Source organism: Vibrio sp. SCSIO 43155 (assembly GCF_023716605.1).
Taxonomy (GTDB): Bacteria; Pseudomonadota; Gammaproteobacteria; order Enterobacterales; family Vibrionaceae; genus Vibrio; species Vibrio harveyi.
Genome location: NZ_CP071852.1, coordinates 511201 through 527838 on the forward strand (window position 1 = coordinate 511201; position 16638 = coordinate 527838).

Annotated in this window: 15 protein-coding genes; 10 read left to right on the forward strand and 5 right to left on the reverse strand. The window is 45.2% G+C overall.

Going from position 1 to position 16638, the window contains the following annotated elements; all coding sequences use genetic code 11:
* The first annotated feature begins 122 nt into the window (after positions 1–122).
* Complete coding sequence (locus J4N44_RS02365; protein WP_005447882.1) at positions 123–758, forward strand: alternative oxidase; 636 nt, start codon at positions 123–125, stop codon at positions 756–758.
* A gap of 60 nt (positions 759–818) precedes the next feature.
* Here J4N44_RS02365 and srmB read toward each other — a convergent pair whose 3' ends face one another.
* Positions 819–2042, reverse strand: coding sequence for an ATP-dependent RNA helicase SrmB (srmB, locus tag J4N44_RS02370; protein WP_005447883.1), 1224 nt, complete (start codon positions 2040–2042; stop codon positions 819–821).
* A gap of 107 nt (positions 2043–2149) precedes the next feature.
* Positions 2150–2869, reverse strand: coding sequence for a tRNA1(Val) (adenine(37)-N6)-methyltransferase (locus J4N44_RS02375; protein ID WP_005447885.1), 720 nt, complete (start codon positions 2867–2869; stop codon positions 2150–2152).
* 330 nt (positions 2870–3199) lie between these two features.
* Here J4N44_RS02375 and brnQ point away from each other — a divergent pair, with 330 nt between their 5' ends.
* Positions 3200–4513 carry a branched-chain amino acid transport system II carrier protein gene (brnQ, locus tag J4N44_RS02380; RefSeq protein WP_009697628.1) on the forward strand — a complete coding sequence of 438 codons (1314 nt, stop codon included), beginning with the start codon at positions 3200–3202 and terminating at the stop codon, positions 4511–4513.
* A gap of 91 nt (positions 4514–4604) precedes the next feature.
* Here the strand turns inward: brnQ and fldB are convergent, their stop codons facing one another.
* Entirely contained in the window at positions 4605–5123 is a 519-nt protein-coding gene (fldB, locus tag J4N44_RS02385) for a flavodoxin FldB (protein WP_005447890.1), read from the reverse strand.
* 158 nt (positions 5124–5281) lie between these two features.
* Here fldB and xerD point away from each other — a divergent pair, with 158 nt between their 5' ends.
* The 7 genes from xerD (at position 5282) to J4N44_RS02420 (ending at position 14019) form a co-directional block, all read left to right on the forward strand.
* On the forward strand, positions 5282–6199 hold the full coding sequence (gene xerD / locus J4N44_RS02390; protein ID WP_005447892.1) for a site-specific tyrosine recombinase XerD: 918 nt from the start codon (positions 5282–5284) through the stop codon (positions 6197–6199).
* 61 nt (positions 6200–6260) lie between these two features.
* Positions 6261–7049: a bifunctional protein-disulfide isomerase/oxidoreductase DsbC gene (gene dsbC, locus J4N44_RS02395; protein WP_026000319.1), complete on the forward strand. Its 789-nt coding sequence runs from the start codon at positions 6261–6263 to the stop codon at positions 7047–7049.
* Positions 7050–7095: 46 nt separating this feature from the next.
* Positions 7096–8835: a single-stranded-DNA-specific exonuclease RecJ gene (gene recJ / locus J4N44_RS02400; protein ID WP_005447894.1), complete on the forward strand. Its 1740-nt coding sequence runs from the start codon at positions 7096–7098 to the stop codon at positions 8833–8835.
* A gap of 173 nt (positions 8836–9008) precedes the next feature.
* A protein-coding gene (prfB, locus tag J4N44_RS02405) for a peptide chain release factor 2 (RefSeq protein ID WP_100208484.1) occupies positions 9009–10107 on the forward strand; the annotation gives its coding sequence in 2 pieces (ribosomal slippage) (positions 9009–9083 and positions 9085–10107; 1098 coding nt in all).
* 34 nt (positions 10108–10141) lie between these two features.
* Positions 10142–11659, forward strand: a complete 1518-nt coding sequence (gene lysS / locus J4N44_RS02410) for a lysine--tRNA ligase (protein WP_005447896.1) — start codon at positions 10142–10144, stop codon at positions 11657–11659.
* Between the two features lie 246 nt (positions 11660–11905).
* Positions 11906–13240: a cyclic-di-GMP-binding transcriptional regulator VpsR gene (gene vpsR / locus J4N44_RS02415; RefSeq protein WP_009699342.1), complete on the forward strand. Its 1335-nt coding sequence runs from the start codon at positions 11906–11908 to the stop codon at positions 13238–13240.
* Positions 13241–13767: 527 nt separating this feature from the next.
* Complete coding sequence (locus J4N44_RS02420; RefSeq protein WP_005447902.1) at positions 13768–14019, forward strand: hypothetical protein; 252 nt, start codon at positions 13768–13770, stop codon at positions 14017–14019.
* Between the two features lie 142 nt (positions 14020–14161).
* On the opposite strand, the gene J4N44_RS02425 is transcribed toward J4N44_RS02420, so the two are convergent.
* Complete coding sequence (locus J4N44_RS02425; RefSeq protein ID WP_005447904.1) at positions 14162–15196, reverse strand: NADP(H)-dependent aldo-keto reductase; 1035 nt, start codon at positions 15194–15196, stop codon at positions 14162–14164.
* Positions 15197–15350: 154 nt separating this feature from the next.
* Here J4N44_RS02425 and J4N44_RS02430 point away from each other — a divergent pair, with 154 nt between their 5' ends.
* A complete protein-coding gene (locus J4N44_RS02430; RefSeq protein WP_005447906.1) occupies positions 15351–15662 on the forward strand; it encodes a DUF6482 family protein in 312 nt (103 codons plus the stop codon).
* Positions 15663–15801: 139 nt separating this feature from the next.
* On the opposite strand, the gene mutH is transcribed toward J4N44_RS02430, so the two are convergent.
* Positions 15802–16482, reverse strand: a complete 681-nt coding sequence (gene mutH / locus J4N44_RS02435) for a DNA mismatch repair endonuclease MutH (protein WP_252044815.1) — start codon at positions 16480–16482, stop codon at positions 15802–15804.
* Positions 16483–16638: the final 156 nt, after the last annotated feature.

A 16638-nucleotide genomic window follows, 5' to 3' on the forward strand; every position in this document is an offset into this window, starting at 1 on the left:
GCCTATTCGATCTGATCTTAATCGAATTTTTTACATAAAAAGTTTATATCTTAAAAAATAGTTGAGTAATAAAGTTTAAAGTTGTATTTTAAATGCAACTTTAAAAAATAAGGAGTTCTCCTATGTCAGACTTCAAGCTCACACACAAAAAAGCCTCTAAGTTATCGGAGTACGTTGCACTGCGTATTACCAAATTGCTGAAATTCACTCTGAACATCTTTTATGGCAAGAAATACGCGAAACGAGCGGTAATTCTCGAAACCATCGCAGCCGTGCCGGGCATGGTAGCTGGGATGTTCAATCACTTGAAAGCGCTACGCCGAATGAAAGATGATGAAGGCTGGATCCGAGAACTTCTCGATGAGGCTGAGAACGAGCGCATGCACCTGATGATTTTCCTCGATATTGCCAAGCCAAGTTTGGTTGAGCGTTTGTTGGTGTTGCTGGGACAAGGTGTTTTCATTGTTGTGTACAGCTTCATCTATCTGCTGTCTTCTAAAATCGCTCACCGTGTTGTTGGTTACTTCGAAGAAGAAGCGTGTAACAGCTACACTGAGTACCTAGAGAAAATTGATAGCGGGGAAGTGGAGAACGTACCAGCCCCGACTCTGGCGATTGATTACTACAAGCTGCCAACTGATGCGATGCTAAGAGATGTGATTTTGCGTATTCGAGAGGATGAAGCGGGGCACCGTGACCGTAACCATGGCTTCGCTGATGCCTATGAAGACAAAACCTTGCCTGCTCATCAACTATAGATGAAAAACAAAAAGAGCCGCGATTGCGGCTCTTTTAGATTTGAAATCAATCAGACGTGATTACTTCTTCTTAGCGGTTTTCTTTTTCGCTACTTTCTTCTTATCGTCTTTTTTCTTTTTCTTCTTAAACACAGGCTTTTTGTGTTTAGGGCGCATCTCTTTCACGAAGCGTTCTTTGATGTCTTCTTTCACGTAACGAGCAACGCGATCCATCATTGGTTGGTCGTGCGCTTCTACGATTGAGATAGCATTACCTTTTTTACCTGCACGAGCCGTACGACCAATGCGGTGAAGGTATACGTCTGCCGTACGTGGCATATCGTAGTTGATTACGTGTGATACGTCAGGAAGGTCGATACCGCGTGCCGCTACGTCTGTCGCTAATAGCACGTTTACAGTGCCTTCACGGAAGCGAGAAATCGCGTTGTTACGACGATCTTGAGGCATTTCGCCTTGAATCCAAGAACATGGAATCTGTGCGCTCTCTAACTGGGCACGAAGCTCTGCTAAACGCTCGCGAGTCTTCAAGAATACGATAGTGCGTTCTGCTTGCTCTGTGATGATGTGTTTTAGTAGGGCAAGTTTATGCTCTGCGTCATCAGCACGGTGGTACCACTGTGCGATCTTCTTACGCTCACGTAGTGGTGATTTTGCGTCGATCTCTGCTGGTTCGTTCAGTAGGTCTGCTGTGAAACCCTCTACGCCTTTGCCTTCTAGTGTTGCTGAGAACAGAAGGGTTTGTTTGCGCCAGCGACATTCGTTAGACAGACGGTCAACAGTTGGAGCAAAGCCCATGTCTAGCATGCGGTCTGCTTCATCAAGGATTAGCCATTCAATCGCACGACAGTCAAAACGTTCTGCGTCAATGTATTCACGTAGACGACCTGGTGTTGCTACTACGATATCTTGCGTCGTTGCTAGGATATCTGCGTGCTCTTGGTATTGAACACCACCAGTGATGGTGAAGATGTTTAGCTTGGTGTTTTTCGCTAAAGCACGAGCTTGATCCGCTACCTGCATCGCAAGTTCACGAGTTGGGGTTAGGATCAGAATACGTGCAGGTCCCGGTTTACGACGTGGGAAATCTTGCAGGTATTGCAGTGCTGGCAGGACGAATGCTGCCGTTTTACCAGTACCAGTTGGTGCTGACGCTAGAATGTCACGACCATCTAACGCTTGTGGAATCGCTTCTGCCTGAATTTTAGTTGGGCGTTCGTAGCCCATCTCGTCAATGGCTTCAAGTAGGTTTTGGTCTAGATCAAGTTCAGCAAAGGTTCTGATCACAATGAGTTCTCCACAAGCAAAGCTTGGTTAATGGTTCGCCACAGCAGCATAGAATATAAAAAGGTCGCACATTATAAAGTGATTGGTGACAAGGATCACATGTTATTTCACATCTTAAGATAAAACTCGCGAGTTAGCTGAGTAAAGTCGTCGCTATAACCCTCGTTTGAGTGAATGATCAAGTGCGTTTCTTGAGTATCACAAGCTTGTTTGGCTAATTCAAACAGTAAACGGTGGACTGGCTTTTTCTGTGATGGTTGCACGCGACAGATGCGCGATAAGAACCATCCTTGCTGTTTAGCCATGGCAATAAACAGTTCGCCTTCTGTAATCGGCAGAACAAAACTGGCAGTACCGTCTTCTTCGAGTAGTTCATTACAGCGTTTAAGTAATGAAGCGTGTTGCAAAGTATCCGTGTGTCGAGCAGTTGCACGTTGGCTTTGCTTCGATTGCTCACCACTGTTGAAGTAGGGCGGATTACAGATGATGTGCTCGAAGCGATGTGTTAGTTCAAACTGCAATACATCAGCGTGGTGGATGTGAAGCCTGTCGGACCAAGAGGATAGGGTGAAGTTTTGCTGCGCTGCTTCTACCGCTGATGTTTCAATATCAAGAGCGGTGATCTGTGCGGCAGGAAATCGCTGTGCACACATTAGTGCTAGCAAGCCCGTGCCTGTACCAATGTCCAAAATTTTACTCTGTGGTGAGCAATTTGCCCAAGCGCCAAGCATCACACCATCAGTGCTGACGGGCATGCCACTTTCACCGCCGTGAATCGAAAACTGCTTGAACTTGAAGTCCTTAGTCTGAAATTTTTCGCTCTTCATGATTGTTTTATTTTTACTCAATAATAGAGTTAATTCCTCTATTGTTTCTTAATTGTATAGATTGTTATCTTGTTGGTTATTAAATTGTATTTCAATTTGATCGAGATAATGAACTGGTCTCAAATCTATAGGTAGTGATATTCACTGCTTTTAAGTTGACTAAATAAATTAATATGGTGTTTTTTTCTTAAAGGTTGCCAAATGATGGGTACTTCGTCATTATGCGGCGGAAATTTATAGATTGAACCACAGGTACTCATTAACTTTGGGTATACAAAAAAGTGGTCGATGCATACACAACATTCATCAATTAGAGAAAAAGGGTTATCTGTGAAGCAGACGTTAAAACTAACAGATATTATCGCAGTAGGCTTTATGCTATTTGCGTTCTTTTTGGGTGCTGGCAACATCATTTTCCCACCACTAGCGGGTCAGCTAGCCGGTGATCACCTGATGCCAGCAATGTTCGGTTTCTTGCTAACAGCGGTAGGTCTACCTCTTATTACTATCGTTGCTATTGCTGTGGCAGGCGGCTCTTGGGATCACTTGACTCAAGATCTTCCTAAGAAAGCAGCAGTGCTGATGGCGGCGTTGATCTTCATCATCATTGGTCCTGCATTTGCTGCACCTCGTACAGGTCTTGTAGCATACGAAATGGCAGTGAAACCATTCTTCCTAGATGCCTCTCAAGCGCATCTAACATCATTCTCAATCTTGTTCTTTGCGGTGGCTATGATCTTCGCTTGGTTCCAAGGTCGTTTGATTGATTTGATTGGTAAAGTGCTAACGCCAGTTCTGTTCCTTGGTCTTATCGTTCTTGCTATTGCGGTATTCATTGACCCACAAGGCGAAATGATGGGCGCGCACGGCGAGTACCTAACTCAACCATTGACTAAGGGCTTCCTTGAAGGCTACAACACCATGGATACGTTCGCATCGTTGATGTTCGGTATGCTAATGGTGGACGCACTTCGCAGTAAAGGCATCACTGAGCGTGCAGCAACGACAAAATACCTAATCTGTGCTGGCTGTATTGCCGCTGCAGGTCTTGCGTTCGTATACATCTCATTGTTCTACCTAGGTGCGACGAGTTCAACTATTGCAGCAGGCGCAGACAACGGTGGTGCTGTGCTGAGCCAATACGTTCAGGCGCTATTTGGTCCTTACGGTCAGATTGTACTTTCAATCATCGTATTGCTTGCATGTTTGACGACGGCTATCGGTCTTATCTCTGCATGTTCAGATTTCTTCAGCTCTAAAACGAAACTGACTTACAAGCAGTGGGTTATTATCAACGGCGCGGCTTGTGCACTGATTGCAAACGTTGGTCTGTCTCAGCTAATTTCTCTATCAGTTCCGGTTCTGTTCGCGCTATACCCAGTAGCAGTAGCATTGGTTGCGCTAACGTTTGTACGTAGCAAGCTTCCAAACCCACGAGTGGCTTACCGCTCTGTACTGCTAGTATCACTGTTATTTGCATTGATTGATGCTGCGAAAGTTGCGGGTCTAGACGTGTCTGCATTCAACATGCTGCCGCTATTTGAAGTGGGCATGGGTTGGGTTCTACCAACATTTGCAGCGATTGTTTGCATGTTCTTTATTGCTAAGTCTTCACAACCAGAGTTGACTGAAGAAACTGCATAATTGCTGACTAGCAAAACAAAAAAGCCCGGTGAAGTGATTCGCCGGGCTTTTTGTTTATCTGTTGTCTAGCAAGTGCTGGATGCCGTATGACTTAAAGTGTGTCGTGGAACTCTACTAAGACTTGCTCACACCATTTCTCGATGCGCTCATCACTGAGTTCGTACTGGGAATCTTCATCCAACGCTAAGCCGACAAATTGACTGCCATCTTCTGTCAGTGCTTTTGATGCTTCGAACTCATAGCCTTCGTTTGGCCAGTAACCAATAAACTGCGCGCCCGTTGCTTTTAGCTCGTCATGCAGTAGACCCATCGCATCAAGGTACCACTCGCCGTAGCCTTCTTGGTCTCCCAAGCCGAATAAAGCTACGACTTTGCCTTTTAGCGGTGTGGTTGCAATATCTTCCCAGATAGCGCTCCAGTCTTCTTGGATTTCACCGAAGTCCCAAGTAGAGATACCAATTAGCAGTAAATCGTAATCTGCCATCAGCGACAGCGGTGTCTCTTTCACGTTGTGAATGTCGACAAGGTCTTCACCAATGATATTGCGAATTTTCTCTGCTGCCATTTCTGTGTAGCAGGTTGTTGAGCCGTAAAAGAGTCCGATTTTCATTATATTCGTCGTTTTTTATGTTGCTGTTGTGGCAGATTCTAACCATAAATCGGGGAAGATTGCAGCGAATATCCCGCGGGAGATGATTTTTTTATGGTATTGGTTGAGCAGTTGCCTTACTCTCAATACTGTAAATATAAACAGATAAGGAAGCGTTCATGACGGCACAACAGCCTGTCAATCAACAAGATTTTGGTCTGGTTGAACAATTCTTAGATGCAATGTGGATGGAGCGTGGTCTATCGGAGAACACGTTGGCTTCCTACCGAAATGATTTAATGAAATTGCTCGCGTGGATGGAGCAACATAGCTACCGTCTAGATTTCATCAGTTTGTCTGGTCTGCAAGAGTATCAAAGTTACCTCGTTGATTTAGATTACAAGCAGACATCCCGCGCGCGTATGTTGTCAGCGATTCGTCGCTTGTTCCAATACATTCACCGTGAAAAAGTACGCGGCGATGATCCGAGTGCGCTGTTGGTCAGCCCAAAGTTGCCTCAGCGTCTGCCTAAAGACATCAGTGAAGAGCAAGTGGACGCACTGCTTGATGCGCCAGATCCTAATGATCCCGTTGAGCTGCGAGACAAAGCCATGCTTGAGCTACTCTACGCGACTGGGTTGCGTGTGACAGAGTTGGTCAGTCTGACAATGGAAAACGTCAGTTTGCGTCAAGGGGTAGTGCGCGTGACCGGTAAAGGTGGTAAAGAACGCCTCGTTCCTATGGGAGAAAACGCGGTCGATTGGATTGAAACTTTTATCCAGCAAGGTCGGTCTGCTCTATTGGGAGAGACTACGTCGGATGTGGTATTCCCAAGTAAACGTGCGAGACAAATGACCCGTCAGACCTTTTGGCACCGTATCAAGTACTACGCTGTGATAGCGGGTATTGATACCGACCAACTGTCTCCACACGTATTGCGCCATGCTTTTGCGACACACTTATTGAACTATGGCGCAGATCTCAGGGTCGTACAGATGCTGTTGGGGCATAGTGACTTATCGACAACGCAAATTTATACTCACGTGGCGACTGAACGATTGAAACAGATCCACAGTCAACACCACCCAAGAGCATAATGATGGTTTGGTTCATCCTTTGTCTCATTGGATGAAAAGATTTTATTTTAAGGTGAATTTAATGAGCGTATTACGCCGACTAACTCTGCTGACTTTACCGTTTTTCGTAACCGCTTGTGGTGCTGAAGAAAGTCAGGCAAAAACGGAAACTCCTGCACAACAAGTCGCGCCAGCGGCAAAACAGAACTTTGATGAAGCTGCGCTAAAAGCGAAGTTCTCTAAGCTGGGTGTGTCTATTCTTGATATCCAACCATCAGACGTTGCTGGACTATTAGAAATCCAAACCAATGGTGGTGTGTTGTTCGCATCAAACGATGGTAACCACTTTATTGCCGGTACACTTTACGCCATTGATGATAACGGCGGCTACAAAGACGTGATTGCTGAGCGTCAAGCACCATTGAACGCAGAGAAAATCGCGAAGTTATCTGATAGCGTGATTGAATACAAAGCGGACAACGAGAAGTATGTGGTGACGGTATTTACCGATATCACGTGTGGTTACTGTGTACGTCTACACAGCCAGATGCAAGGTTACAACGACTTGGGTATTACTGTTCGTTACATGGCGTACCCTCGTCAAGGTGCAACAGGTCCAGTTGCTGAACAAATGGCGACAATTTGGTGTGCAGAAGATCCGAAATCAGCAATGCACAATGCAAAAGTTGAGCGCACTTTCGACAATCCAGCGAAAGATCTAAAACAGTGCAAAGAAACCATTCAAGCGCACTACAACCTAGGTCGTGAACTTGGTATTTCTGGTACGCCAGCAATCTTCCTACCAAGTGGTGAACTCGTAGGCGGTTACCTTCCACCGGCTGAACTACTAAAACGCTTAGAGCAACAATAATCCTTTAAGGAGCAGAGCCAGCGGTATTCGTTGGCTCTTTTCAAACATGATAGAAATTCAACGACGTCCTGAACCGGATCTTTCTCTTCTTCCCGATTCCATTCCACCTATTCTCAAGCGCATCTACATTAACCGTGGTATCACAGATGTAGCACAGTTAGAGACTTCTGCTCGTGGCTTACATTCTTACCAACAGTTGGGTGGCATTGACCAGGCGGTTGAGTTGTTGTTCCAAGCCATTAATGAGCAAAAGCGTATTATTGTCGTTGGTGATTTTGATGCCGATGGCGCGACTAGCTCGGCGTTGTCAGTGCTTGCCCTACGTATGCTTGGCAGTAATAACGTGGACTACTTGGTGCCGAACCGCTTTGAAGATGGCTACGGCCTCAGTCCTGAAGTCGTGGACCAGGCGTTAGAGCTGGGTGCTGAGATGATTATGACGGTAGACAACGGTGTGTCGTCGATTGAAGGGGTTCGCTACGCCAAAGAAAACGGCATTACTGTACTGGTTACTGACCATCACTTACCAGGGCAAGAGCTGCCGAATGTGGATGCCATGGTGAACCCGAACCTCGACAGCTGTGCTTTCCCATCGAAAGCATTGGCAGGGGTTGGCGTTGCTTTCTATTTGATGATGGCGCTTTGTGTGTATATGCGTAAACAAAATTGGTTCGCGCAGCAAGGCATGCAAGAGCCTAAGTTGATGGAGTTGATCGACTTGGTTGCTCTCGGCACCGTCGCCGACGTTGTGCCGCTGGATGAAAATAACCGCATTCTTGTACACCAAGGCTTACAGCGTATTCGTGCAGGCAAAGCACGCCCGGGAATTCAAGCTCTGATTGAAGTCGCGAAGCGAGATGCTCGTCGTTTGGTTGCATCTGATTTTGGCTTTGCACTTGGTCCTCGTATTAATGCCGCAGGTCGTTTGGATGACATGTCTTTCGGTGTTGAACTACTGATGTGTAACAACATCCATGCGGCGCGTCGTATGGCGAGTGAGTTGGATGGTTTGAACCAAACCCGTAAAGAGATTGAAGAAGGGATGAAGCAAGAAGCGATGGCTTTTTGTGAGCGTCTTCAATTTGGTGAAAACAGTGAATTGCCTTACGGTTTAGCACTGTTCCAACGTGATTGGCACCAAGGCGTTATCGGTATTCTTGCTTCGCGCATTAAAGAGAAGTTCCATCGTCCTGTTATCGCCTTTGCCGATGGCGGAGAGGGGACAATTAAAGGTTCTTGTCGCTCTATTCCGGGGCTACACATGCGTGACGCGCTGGATTTCATCGATACGCAAAACCCAGGCTTGATCATCAAATTTGGTGGACACGCGATGGCGGCAGGCTTGACCATCAAAGAACAAGACTTCGAGCGCTTTAGCCGTTTGTTTGATGAAGTCGTGAAGAAAGAACTGGACGAAGCGGCGCTGAAAGGTGTGGTAATGTCGGACGGCGAGCTTAAACCCGAAGAGTTCTCGATGAATGTTGCTGAACAATTGCGCTCAGGTGGTCCTTTTGGGCAAGCGTTCCCAGAACCTATCTTTGATGGTGAGTTCAAAGTATTGCACCAGAAACTGGTCGGTGAGAAGCACCTTAAGCTGATGCTAGAACCACTTTTCAAAGGTCATCCAACAAACGTCATGATCGATGGCATTGCATTTAATGTTGACTTGCGTCGTTGGCCGGATGCATCAGTGAAAACAGTACGCCTCGCGTATAAGTTGGATGTGAATGAGTTTCGCGGCAATCAATCATTACAGTTAATGATTGATCACATTGAAGCTAAGTAGGACCTAGAAAGTCACTTCTTTTAGAGTACGGTCGCCTTTTTGTGGGGCAAAAATTTTATGACCGTGCTCTCTCTAATTGCAATCTGATTTCCCAGCCGAAATTTTCCTGTATCTCGGTCACATTTTTGAGTAGAATTTCTCGGTTAAATTCTATTCTAAAATGTTGAGCCAACATGTTTGAAATCAATCCAATTAAAAACCGTCTACAGGACGTGTCTGAGCGCACGAATGTCCTGAGGGGGTATCTTTGACTATGACGCTAAGAAAGAGCGTCTAGAAGAAGTCAACGCAGAACTTGAACAACCAGATGTATGGAACGAACCAGAACGTGCACAAGCACTAGGTAAAGAGCGTGCATCTCTTGAAGCGGTTGTTGAAACTATCGATCAACTAGAGCAAGGTGTAGAGGACGTTGAAGGTCTTCTTGAGCTTGCGGTTGAAGAAGAAGATCAAGAAACGTTTGACGAGATCGAACCAGAACTTGCTGAGTTGGAAGAGAAGCTAGAACAGCTTGAATTCCGTCGTATGTTCTCTGGTGACCATGACAGCTCTGATTGCTACATTGATTTGCAAGCTGGCTCCGGTGGTACAGAGGCACAAGACTGGACCAACATGATGCTACGTATGTACCTACGTTGGGCTGAAGCAAAAGGCTTCAAGTCTGAGGTGATCGAAGTATCGGAAGGCGAAGTTGCGGGTCTTAAGGGCGCAACAGTGAAGATCTCTGGTGAGTACGCTTACGGCTGGCTACGCACAGAAACAGGCGTTCACCGCCTAGTTCGTAAATCGCCATTCGATTCAGGCGGTCGTCGTCATACTTCATTTGCTTCTGCGTTTATCTACCCAGAGATTGATGAAAACATTGATATCGACATTAACCCATCTGACCTACGTATCGACGTTTACCGTGCGTCAGGTGCTGGTGGTCAGCACGTAAACACCACCGAATCTGCGGTTCGTATTACACACGTACCAACGAACACAGTGGTTCAGTGTCAGAATGACCGTTCTCAACATAAGAACAAAGATCAGGCAATGAAACAGCTTCGAGCGAAGCTATTTGAGCTTGAATTGCAAAAGCAAAACGCGGAAAAACAAGCTAATGAAGACGCTAAGTCTGACATTGGCTGGGGTAGCCAGATCCGTTCTTACGTATTGGATGACTCACGCATTAAAGACCTCCGTACGGGCGTTGAAAACCGTAATACTCAAGCGGTTCTTGATGGCGATCTGGACAAATTTATTGAAGCTAGCCTGAAATCAGGTCTATAAAGCTTTTCACCGACAAAAACAGGATACATCGAAAATGACTGATGCTGTTCAAAACGAAACTGTACAAGAAGAAAACAAGCTAATTGCTGAACGCCGCGCTAAACTGGATGAAATCCGAAAGAGCTGCAAAGCAAATGGCCACCCAAACGACTTCCGTCGTGACGCACTAGCGGGCGACCTTCAAAAAGAGTTCGGTGAAAAGACGAAGGAAGAGCTAGAAGAGCTTAACCACGTAGTTGCAATCGCTGGTCGTATCATGGCTAAGCGTGGTCCATTCCTAGTAATCCAAGAGACTTCTGGTCGTATTCAAGCTTACGCTGACAAAGCGGTTCAAAAAGTACTAAAAGACAAATACCAAGGTCTTGATATCGGTGACATCATCGGTGTTAAAGGTGCGCTGCACAAATCAGGTAAAGGCGACCTATACGTGAATATGGAAGAGTACGAGTTGCTAACTAAAGCACTTCGTCCACTACCAGAGAAGTTCCACGGTCTAACTGACCAAGAGATGCGTTACCGTCAACGTTACGTTGACCTAATCGTTAACGAAGATTCTCGTCAAGCGTTCGTAGTACGTTCTAAAGTAATGTCTGCAATCCGTAACTTCATGATCTCTAAACAGTTCATGGAAGTTGAAACGCCAATGATGCACGTTATCCCTGGCGGTGCGAGTGCGCGTCCATTTATCACGCACCACAACGCACTAGACATGCCAATGTACCTACGTATCGCGCCTGAGCTATACCTGAAACGTCTAGTTGTTGGTGGTTTTGATCGCGTATTCGAAATCAACCGTAACTTCCGTAACGAAGGTCTTTCTCCACGTCACAACCCAGAATTCACAATGATGGAATTCTACATGGCGTACGCGGATTACAAAGATCTTATGGACCTAACTGAAGAACTACTAAGCTCAGTCGCTCTAGAAGTTCTAGGTTCAACGTCAATGCCTTACGGTGATGACACGGTTGAGTTTGGTGGCACTTACACTCGTATGAGCATGTTTGAAGCAATCAAGCACTACAACCCAGACCACGCACAAATCCAAGCGCTAACAGAAGAAGACATTCAAAACCGTGACCTAATGGTTTCTATCGCAAAATCAGTGCACGTTGAAGTCGAACCTTTCTGGACATGTGGTCAGCTTCTTGAAGAAATCTTCGGTGAAACTGCAGAACCTAAGCTAATGCAGCCAACGTTCATCACTGGCTACCCAGCGGACATCTCTCCTCTGGCTCGTCGTAGCGATGACAACCCATTCTTCACAGACCGCTTTGAGTTCTTCATCGGTGGTCGTGAAGTAGCAAACGGCTTCTCTGAGCTTAACGATGCAGAAGACCAAGACGCGCGTTTCAAAGCACAGGTGGAAGCGAAAGAGTCTGGTGATGACGAAGCAATGTTCTACGATGCAGACTACATCACTGCACTAGAGCACGGTCTACCACCAACAGCAGGTCAAGGTATCGGTATCGACCGCCTAGTTATGCTGCTGACTAACACGCACACTATCCGTGACGTGATCCTATTCCCAGCGATGCGCCCACAAGCGTAATCTCCTCGCTGAGTAATGAAAAAACCACCTTCGGGTGGTTTTTTTGTATCTTTAATTTGAATAAATTCAACTGTTTGCATTTGATTGTATATAAGAGGTCTAAATAAGCATTCGCCAAATCTCAATCTGTTGCATAGTCTTAATATTGAGACAGACTTCAGCGCGCGTAGTCTCGATAATGTTACCCGTTCGCAAAGATGGGTTTGTGGCGCGAAATTTCTATGAACAATCAATAAGGGTTAGAGAATGGCTGGGCAGTTTAAGATGGATTCCATTCCGGGATCGCTTGTAGTAGTTGGCGGTACTTATGAACCTTGGCTTTCGGTGCTAGAGCAAGTGGGATGGAAATGTCACCAAGTGGGTGATTTACGTAAAGCCAACACATTGTTAGAAGATATTGGTCCATGTATTGGTATAGTTGACCTTAGCCATGACGAGTTCAGTCTTAATGGTTTGGCGAACTTAGTGAGTTCTCACAAGCACGTTCGTTGGTTAGCATTCATCCGTGAATCTCAACTCGGAACTGATACCATCTGTCAGTTCATTGTGAACTTCTGTATCGACTTTTTCACGGCACCAATCCCTGATGCACAGCTATTGAGTACCATTGGTCACCAACTTGGTATGTTGAAGCTAGAGAAAAAAGTATGGCCAAGCTTTGGTAGCAGCTTAGACATGGGGCTGATCGGCGAATCTATCCCAATGAAACGTCTACGTGACCAAGTGAAACGTATCGGTCCAACCGATGTAAGTATTCTAATCTATGGTGAAAGCGGTACAGGTAAAGAAGCTGTTGCACGTGCGATTCATAAAGTATCCTCACGTTCTCACAAGCCATTCCTATCAATTAACTGTCGCGCGCTTAACGAGCAACGCTTCCAAGCCGAAGTCTTTGGCATTGATGCTGATGACGATATGGAAGCAAGTCTGCTTGAGCAGGCTGATGGTGGTACCGTGCTTTTCAACGATATCTTGACCATCTCTAAAGAACAGCAGATGAACCTTCTGCGTTTCTTGCAAGAAGGCACGATTGAAACTCGTGATGGTGCGAAAAATGTTAACGTTCGTGTTCTTGCTGCTAACTCTTCTGATGTTGAAAAAGCACTGATTGATGGTGACTTCAATGAAGAGCTTTACCATTACATCAATGTGCTTCGCATTAATGTGCCAAGCTTGAAAGAACGCGCAAGTGATATTGCACTATTGGCGCGCTTCTACCTACAAGAGTTCTCAAAAGAATATAACTCGCAGGCGAAAAGCTTTTCTGAAGATGCGCTGAAAGCACTGACACGTTACTTCTGGCCAGGTAACGTGCGTGAGTTGATGAACCAAGTCAAACGTGCTGTACTGATGTCGGATAGCGTAATGATTGAAGAACATCATCTTGATCTTCCGCAACGCAATGATTCTAAACGTAGCTTGAAGTCAATTCGTGAAAAGAGCGAGCGTGATGCACTGCTTGTTGTGTTGGAATCACATTCCGGTCAGGTATCGAACGCAGCGAAAGAGCTTGGCGTATCGCGCGCAACCATGTATAGACTATTGAACAAGCATAATTTGATTTCAGAGCAGACGGTTTAATCTAATTTGAATCAGTAAGTGCTGACGAAACAACTTATCCCAAAAAGGAGTGCATATGCGCTCCTTTTTTGTGAATAGAATTCGGTTATTTATAAAACTCGATGTTTTATATATTCCTTAGTTGAATATGTTATTCAAAAAACCATATGAAACCTAATTTTAGGTCATTGGTTTGTTTTTAATCGAAAGGATAAAAATTGTTTGATAAATATCCTCCGTTGCTTACAATTTAGCCGTAACTCAAAGAGTTATACCACATCAATCACGGATTAATTTTTAGCTAGGAGGCGCAAGATGAAACATTACGTTGTTAACACCACTGCTTGCGCTGATCGTATGCCTGCTGTTCGCTCAACCTTTGATGCGACTAAACAGGATGCCACTGGCTCATTAGATTAAATTAATCCGTAACCTATCTCTTTTACTAGGCTGCGGAAAAGTAGCGGCTTAGTCTCAACAGAATTTTTCTGTCCAATTACGCACTATTTTTCCCAGTCGATCCTTTATCGCAATTTGGAGAATAAGTTATGCGTCACTCTATCTATCTGAAACTAGCAACTGTGCTATTGAAAGCAGATCTAAAACGTGAAGAAAAACAATGGCAACGTATGGTTCGTCGTAGCTCACATGATATTCCATGGACTAACGAACACTTGCTAAAAGATATTGGCTTAGATAAAGACGGCCGCTCAACTCGAACTAGCGTCCCAGACGCCGTAAAAGTTGATCGTCGAGTTCGCCATCTTCGCCGAGTTTTAACTTCGCGAATACTGACGTAATCAAAAGCCCAAATTGAACTTTCCTTAATGCACTTGGTTCAATTTGGGCTTGATAGAAACAAATTAGGCTGACCACTATGGTCAGCCTGTTTTGTTTTTAGTGTCCGTTACTTTAGTGTGTTGGTCACGTCAACATGAAGTCTTACGGACAAGGGTTTGAGTAAGTGGTGCCAATCGCTTGGATGTCATTGAGTAACGCTTCACTGAGGTGAACATCGATACTGTCGATATTGGATTTAAGTTGTTCTAGGTTAGTAGCGCCAATGATATTAGAACCCACAAATGGTCGCTGATTGACGAAGGCAAGTGCCATTTGCGAAGGATCCAAACCATGGTCACGAGCTAGATTGACGTATGCTTCTGTTGCTTTCACGCCTTGTGGAGTGAAGTAACGAGCAAAGCGTTCCCAAATAGTGCATCGGGCACCTTCTGGCTTCGCATCGTTGAGGTATTTACCGCTTAAACAACCAAAGGCTAGAGGTGAGTAAGCAAGTAGCTGAACGCCTTCATAATGGCTGATTTCAGACAAACCAACTTCAAAGCTGCGGTTCAACAAGTTATATGGGTTTTGGATTGAAACTATTCTAGGCAGATCGTGTTTTTCTGCTAAACGCAGCAGTGACATCACACCCCATGGGGTTTCGTTCGATACACCTATGTAACGTACCTTGCCTGCTTTAACTAGTTCGGTCAGTGCTTCAAGTGTTTCAATCAGTGTGACTTCTTCTTGCTTATCTGGGTAAGGGTAGTTGAGTTGACCAAAGCAGTTGGTTTGGCGTTGTGGCCAGTGCAATTGGTATAGATCGACATAATCGGTTTGTAGACGCTTGAGACTGTCATCGATAGCGGTATGAATATGGCGACGATTCAGACTCATGTTCTCTCGAATATAAGGCACGTTGCGTGGACCAGCGACTTTCGTTGCCAATACCACTTTTTCGCGCTTGCCACTTTTCGCTAACCAATTTCCAATATATTGCTCAGTGAGTCCTTGTGTTTCTGCTTTTGGTGGAACGGGATACATCTCTGCAGTATCAATAAAGTTCACGCCACGGTCGAGGGCGAAGTCGAGTTGTTGAAACGCTTCTTGTTCGGTGTTTTGCTCACCAAACGTCATAGTGCCAAGGCAGATCTTACTGATCTCGAGTGATGAGTGCGGTAGTTTTGTATATTGCATTTCACGTCCTTGAAGAATTACCGACTGAATAAGTCATTCCAATATAGGGGATTTTTAGTCGCTGTCGCAAATGATTTAACTTTCGCTTTGTAATTAACTCGAAAGTTATCAATACGGTAACTAGACTTAAAAGATCTTGTGAAGGAGGTGCATTATGCAGAAGCATCAACTCGACATGTGGTTGCATGGTCACCACAAAGACTCCTACAAAACACCGAAGGTCTTTGTGATAGGTTGTTCTGATGTCTCTGACTATCTATTAGCAGTGGAGTACAAACACCAACTTGAGCCGATCAAAGATGGCGAAGATCCGATTCACTTTGGATCGTTAGACTTGGTGAAAGAAGAACTGCTTAGGTTGGGGATTGATAAAGCTTATTTAAGACTGCACAACGCGTACGATGAATTTGGTAGCGATGGCGCAGCCTCATATTGTGATATTGAATTGTCACTGGTAACGCATTAAGGGCTGTTGATCTTTTGAGCTGATTTTTGCCGCACTTTGTGGGAAATTTCTACAAGACAAAGGCTTTGAAGCGTAGCTAGCCTACATGAGAAGCCGATAACGCTGTAGAAATGAACCGCAAAAGACCAACAGAACCTAGTTACTCGGATTGAGCGTTGATATAGTGCTTCAGTAGGATCTGCTCAGTAAACTGTGTTCTGAGGTAGAATCCGCGAGGCAGGGTTTTGATCGGTTTACCATTTGAACTGTATGCTTCTGTTAAAGCTTTTGCGTTTGCAGCTTTCGGTCGTAAGTGCAGTGCCTCTCCATGTCTGGCGGAAATTTGATCAAACTTACCTAACACGATCATTTCCATCAGCTCTTCCCAATCGTTTTTTAGGACTAGCTCCTCTTCCTGGTCTGGTGACCAAATCAATGGACTGCCAACTCGTCGCTCTGCTAAAGGAATTTCGCGCTCGCCTTCCACGGGAACCCAAAGTACGCGGGAAAGTTTGTTGCGTACGTGACTGGTTTCCCATGTTAAGCCTTGTACACCAGTCAATGGTGCTACAGAGACAAAAGTGGTTTCTAATGGCTTACCAGAATAACTGATCGGAATGCTTTTTAGTTCGATCCCAAGTTTAGCGAAATCTTGTTGCGGCTTACTACCCGAAGGCGCACCCAAATGCCATTCAAGCAATTGACCAACCCAACCTTTGTCGCGTTTCAAGTTTCCTGGAACGGTCATGCCAGCCTCTTCGGCAAGCTCAGCAAAGCTTAAGCCAGCAATGTCGTGCGCGCGTTCCATCAGTTCAGCTTCGGATTGTGGTTCTGGTTTCATAATGACAAGGTGGTATTGGAAAACATCTAGTCTAACAAATTTGAATAAAATCCTCTGTCTAAGATTTCATCGAGCTGGATTAAGAATGATCAATTCATAACTTATCCACAGATTAGGAAGTGACCAATAGGATCTCTAGCTGAGCTGGATGAATAA

Coding starts and splice junctions, on each gene's coding strand:
- recJ (WP_005447894.1), top strand. CDS start 7,096: ATGATAGAAATTCAACGACGTCCTGAACCGGATCTTTCTCTTCTTCCC.
- lysS (WP_005447896.1), top strand. CDS start 10,142: ATGACTGATGCTGTTCAAAACGAAACTGTACAAGAAGAAAACAAGCTA.
- J4N44_RS02430 (WP_005447906.1), top strand. CDS start 15,351: ATGCAGAAGCATCAACTCGACATGTGGTTGCATGGTCACCACAAAGAC.
- xerD (WP_005447892.1), top strand. CDS start 5,282: ATGACGGCACAACAGCCTGTCAATCAACAAGATTTTGGTCTGGTTGAA.
- vpsR (WP_009699342.1), top strand. CDS start 11,906: ATGGCTGGGCAGTTTAAGATGGATTCCATTCCGGGATCGCTTGTAGTA.
- dsbC (WP_026000319.1), top strand. CDS start 6,261: ATGAGCGTATTACGCCGACTAACTCTGCTGACTTTACCGTTTTTCGTA.
- J4N44_RS02365 (WP_005447882.1), top strand. CDS start 123: ATGTCAGACTTCAAGCTCACACACAAAAAAGCCTCTAAGTTATCGGAG.
- fldB (WP_005447890.1), bottom strand. CDS start 5,123: ATGAAAATCGGACTCTTTTACGGCTCAACAACCTGCTACACAGAAATG.
- J4N44_RS02375 (WP_005447885.1), bottom strand. CDS start 2,869: ATGAAGAGCGAAAAATTTCAGACTAAGGACTTCAAGTTCAAGCAGTTT.
- mutH (WP_252044815.1), bottom strand. CDS start 16,482: ATGAAACCAGAACCACAATCCGAAGCTGAACTGATGGAACGCGCGCAC.
- J4N44_RS02420 (WP_005447902.1), top strand. CDS start 13,768: ATGCGTCACTCTATCTATCTGAAACTAGCAACTGTGCTATTGAAAGCA.
- J4N44_RS02425 (WP_005447904.1), bottom strand. CDS start 15,196: ATGCAATATACAAAACTACCGCACTCATCACTCGAGATCAGTAAGATC.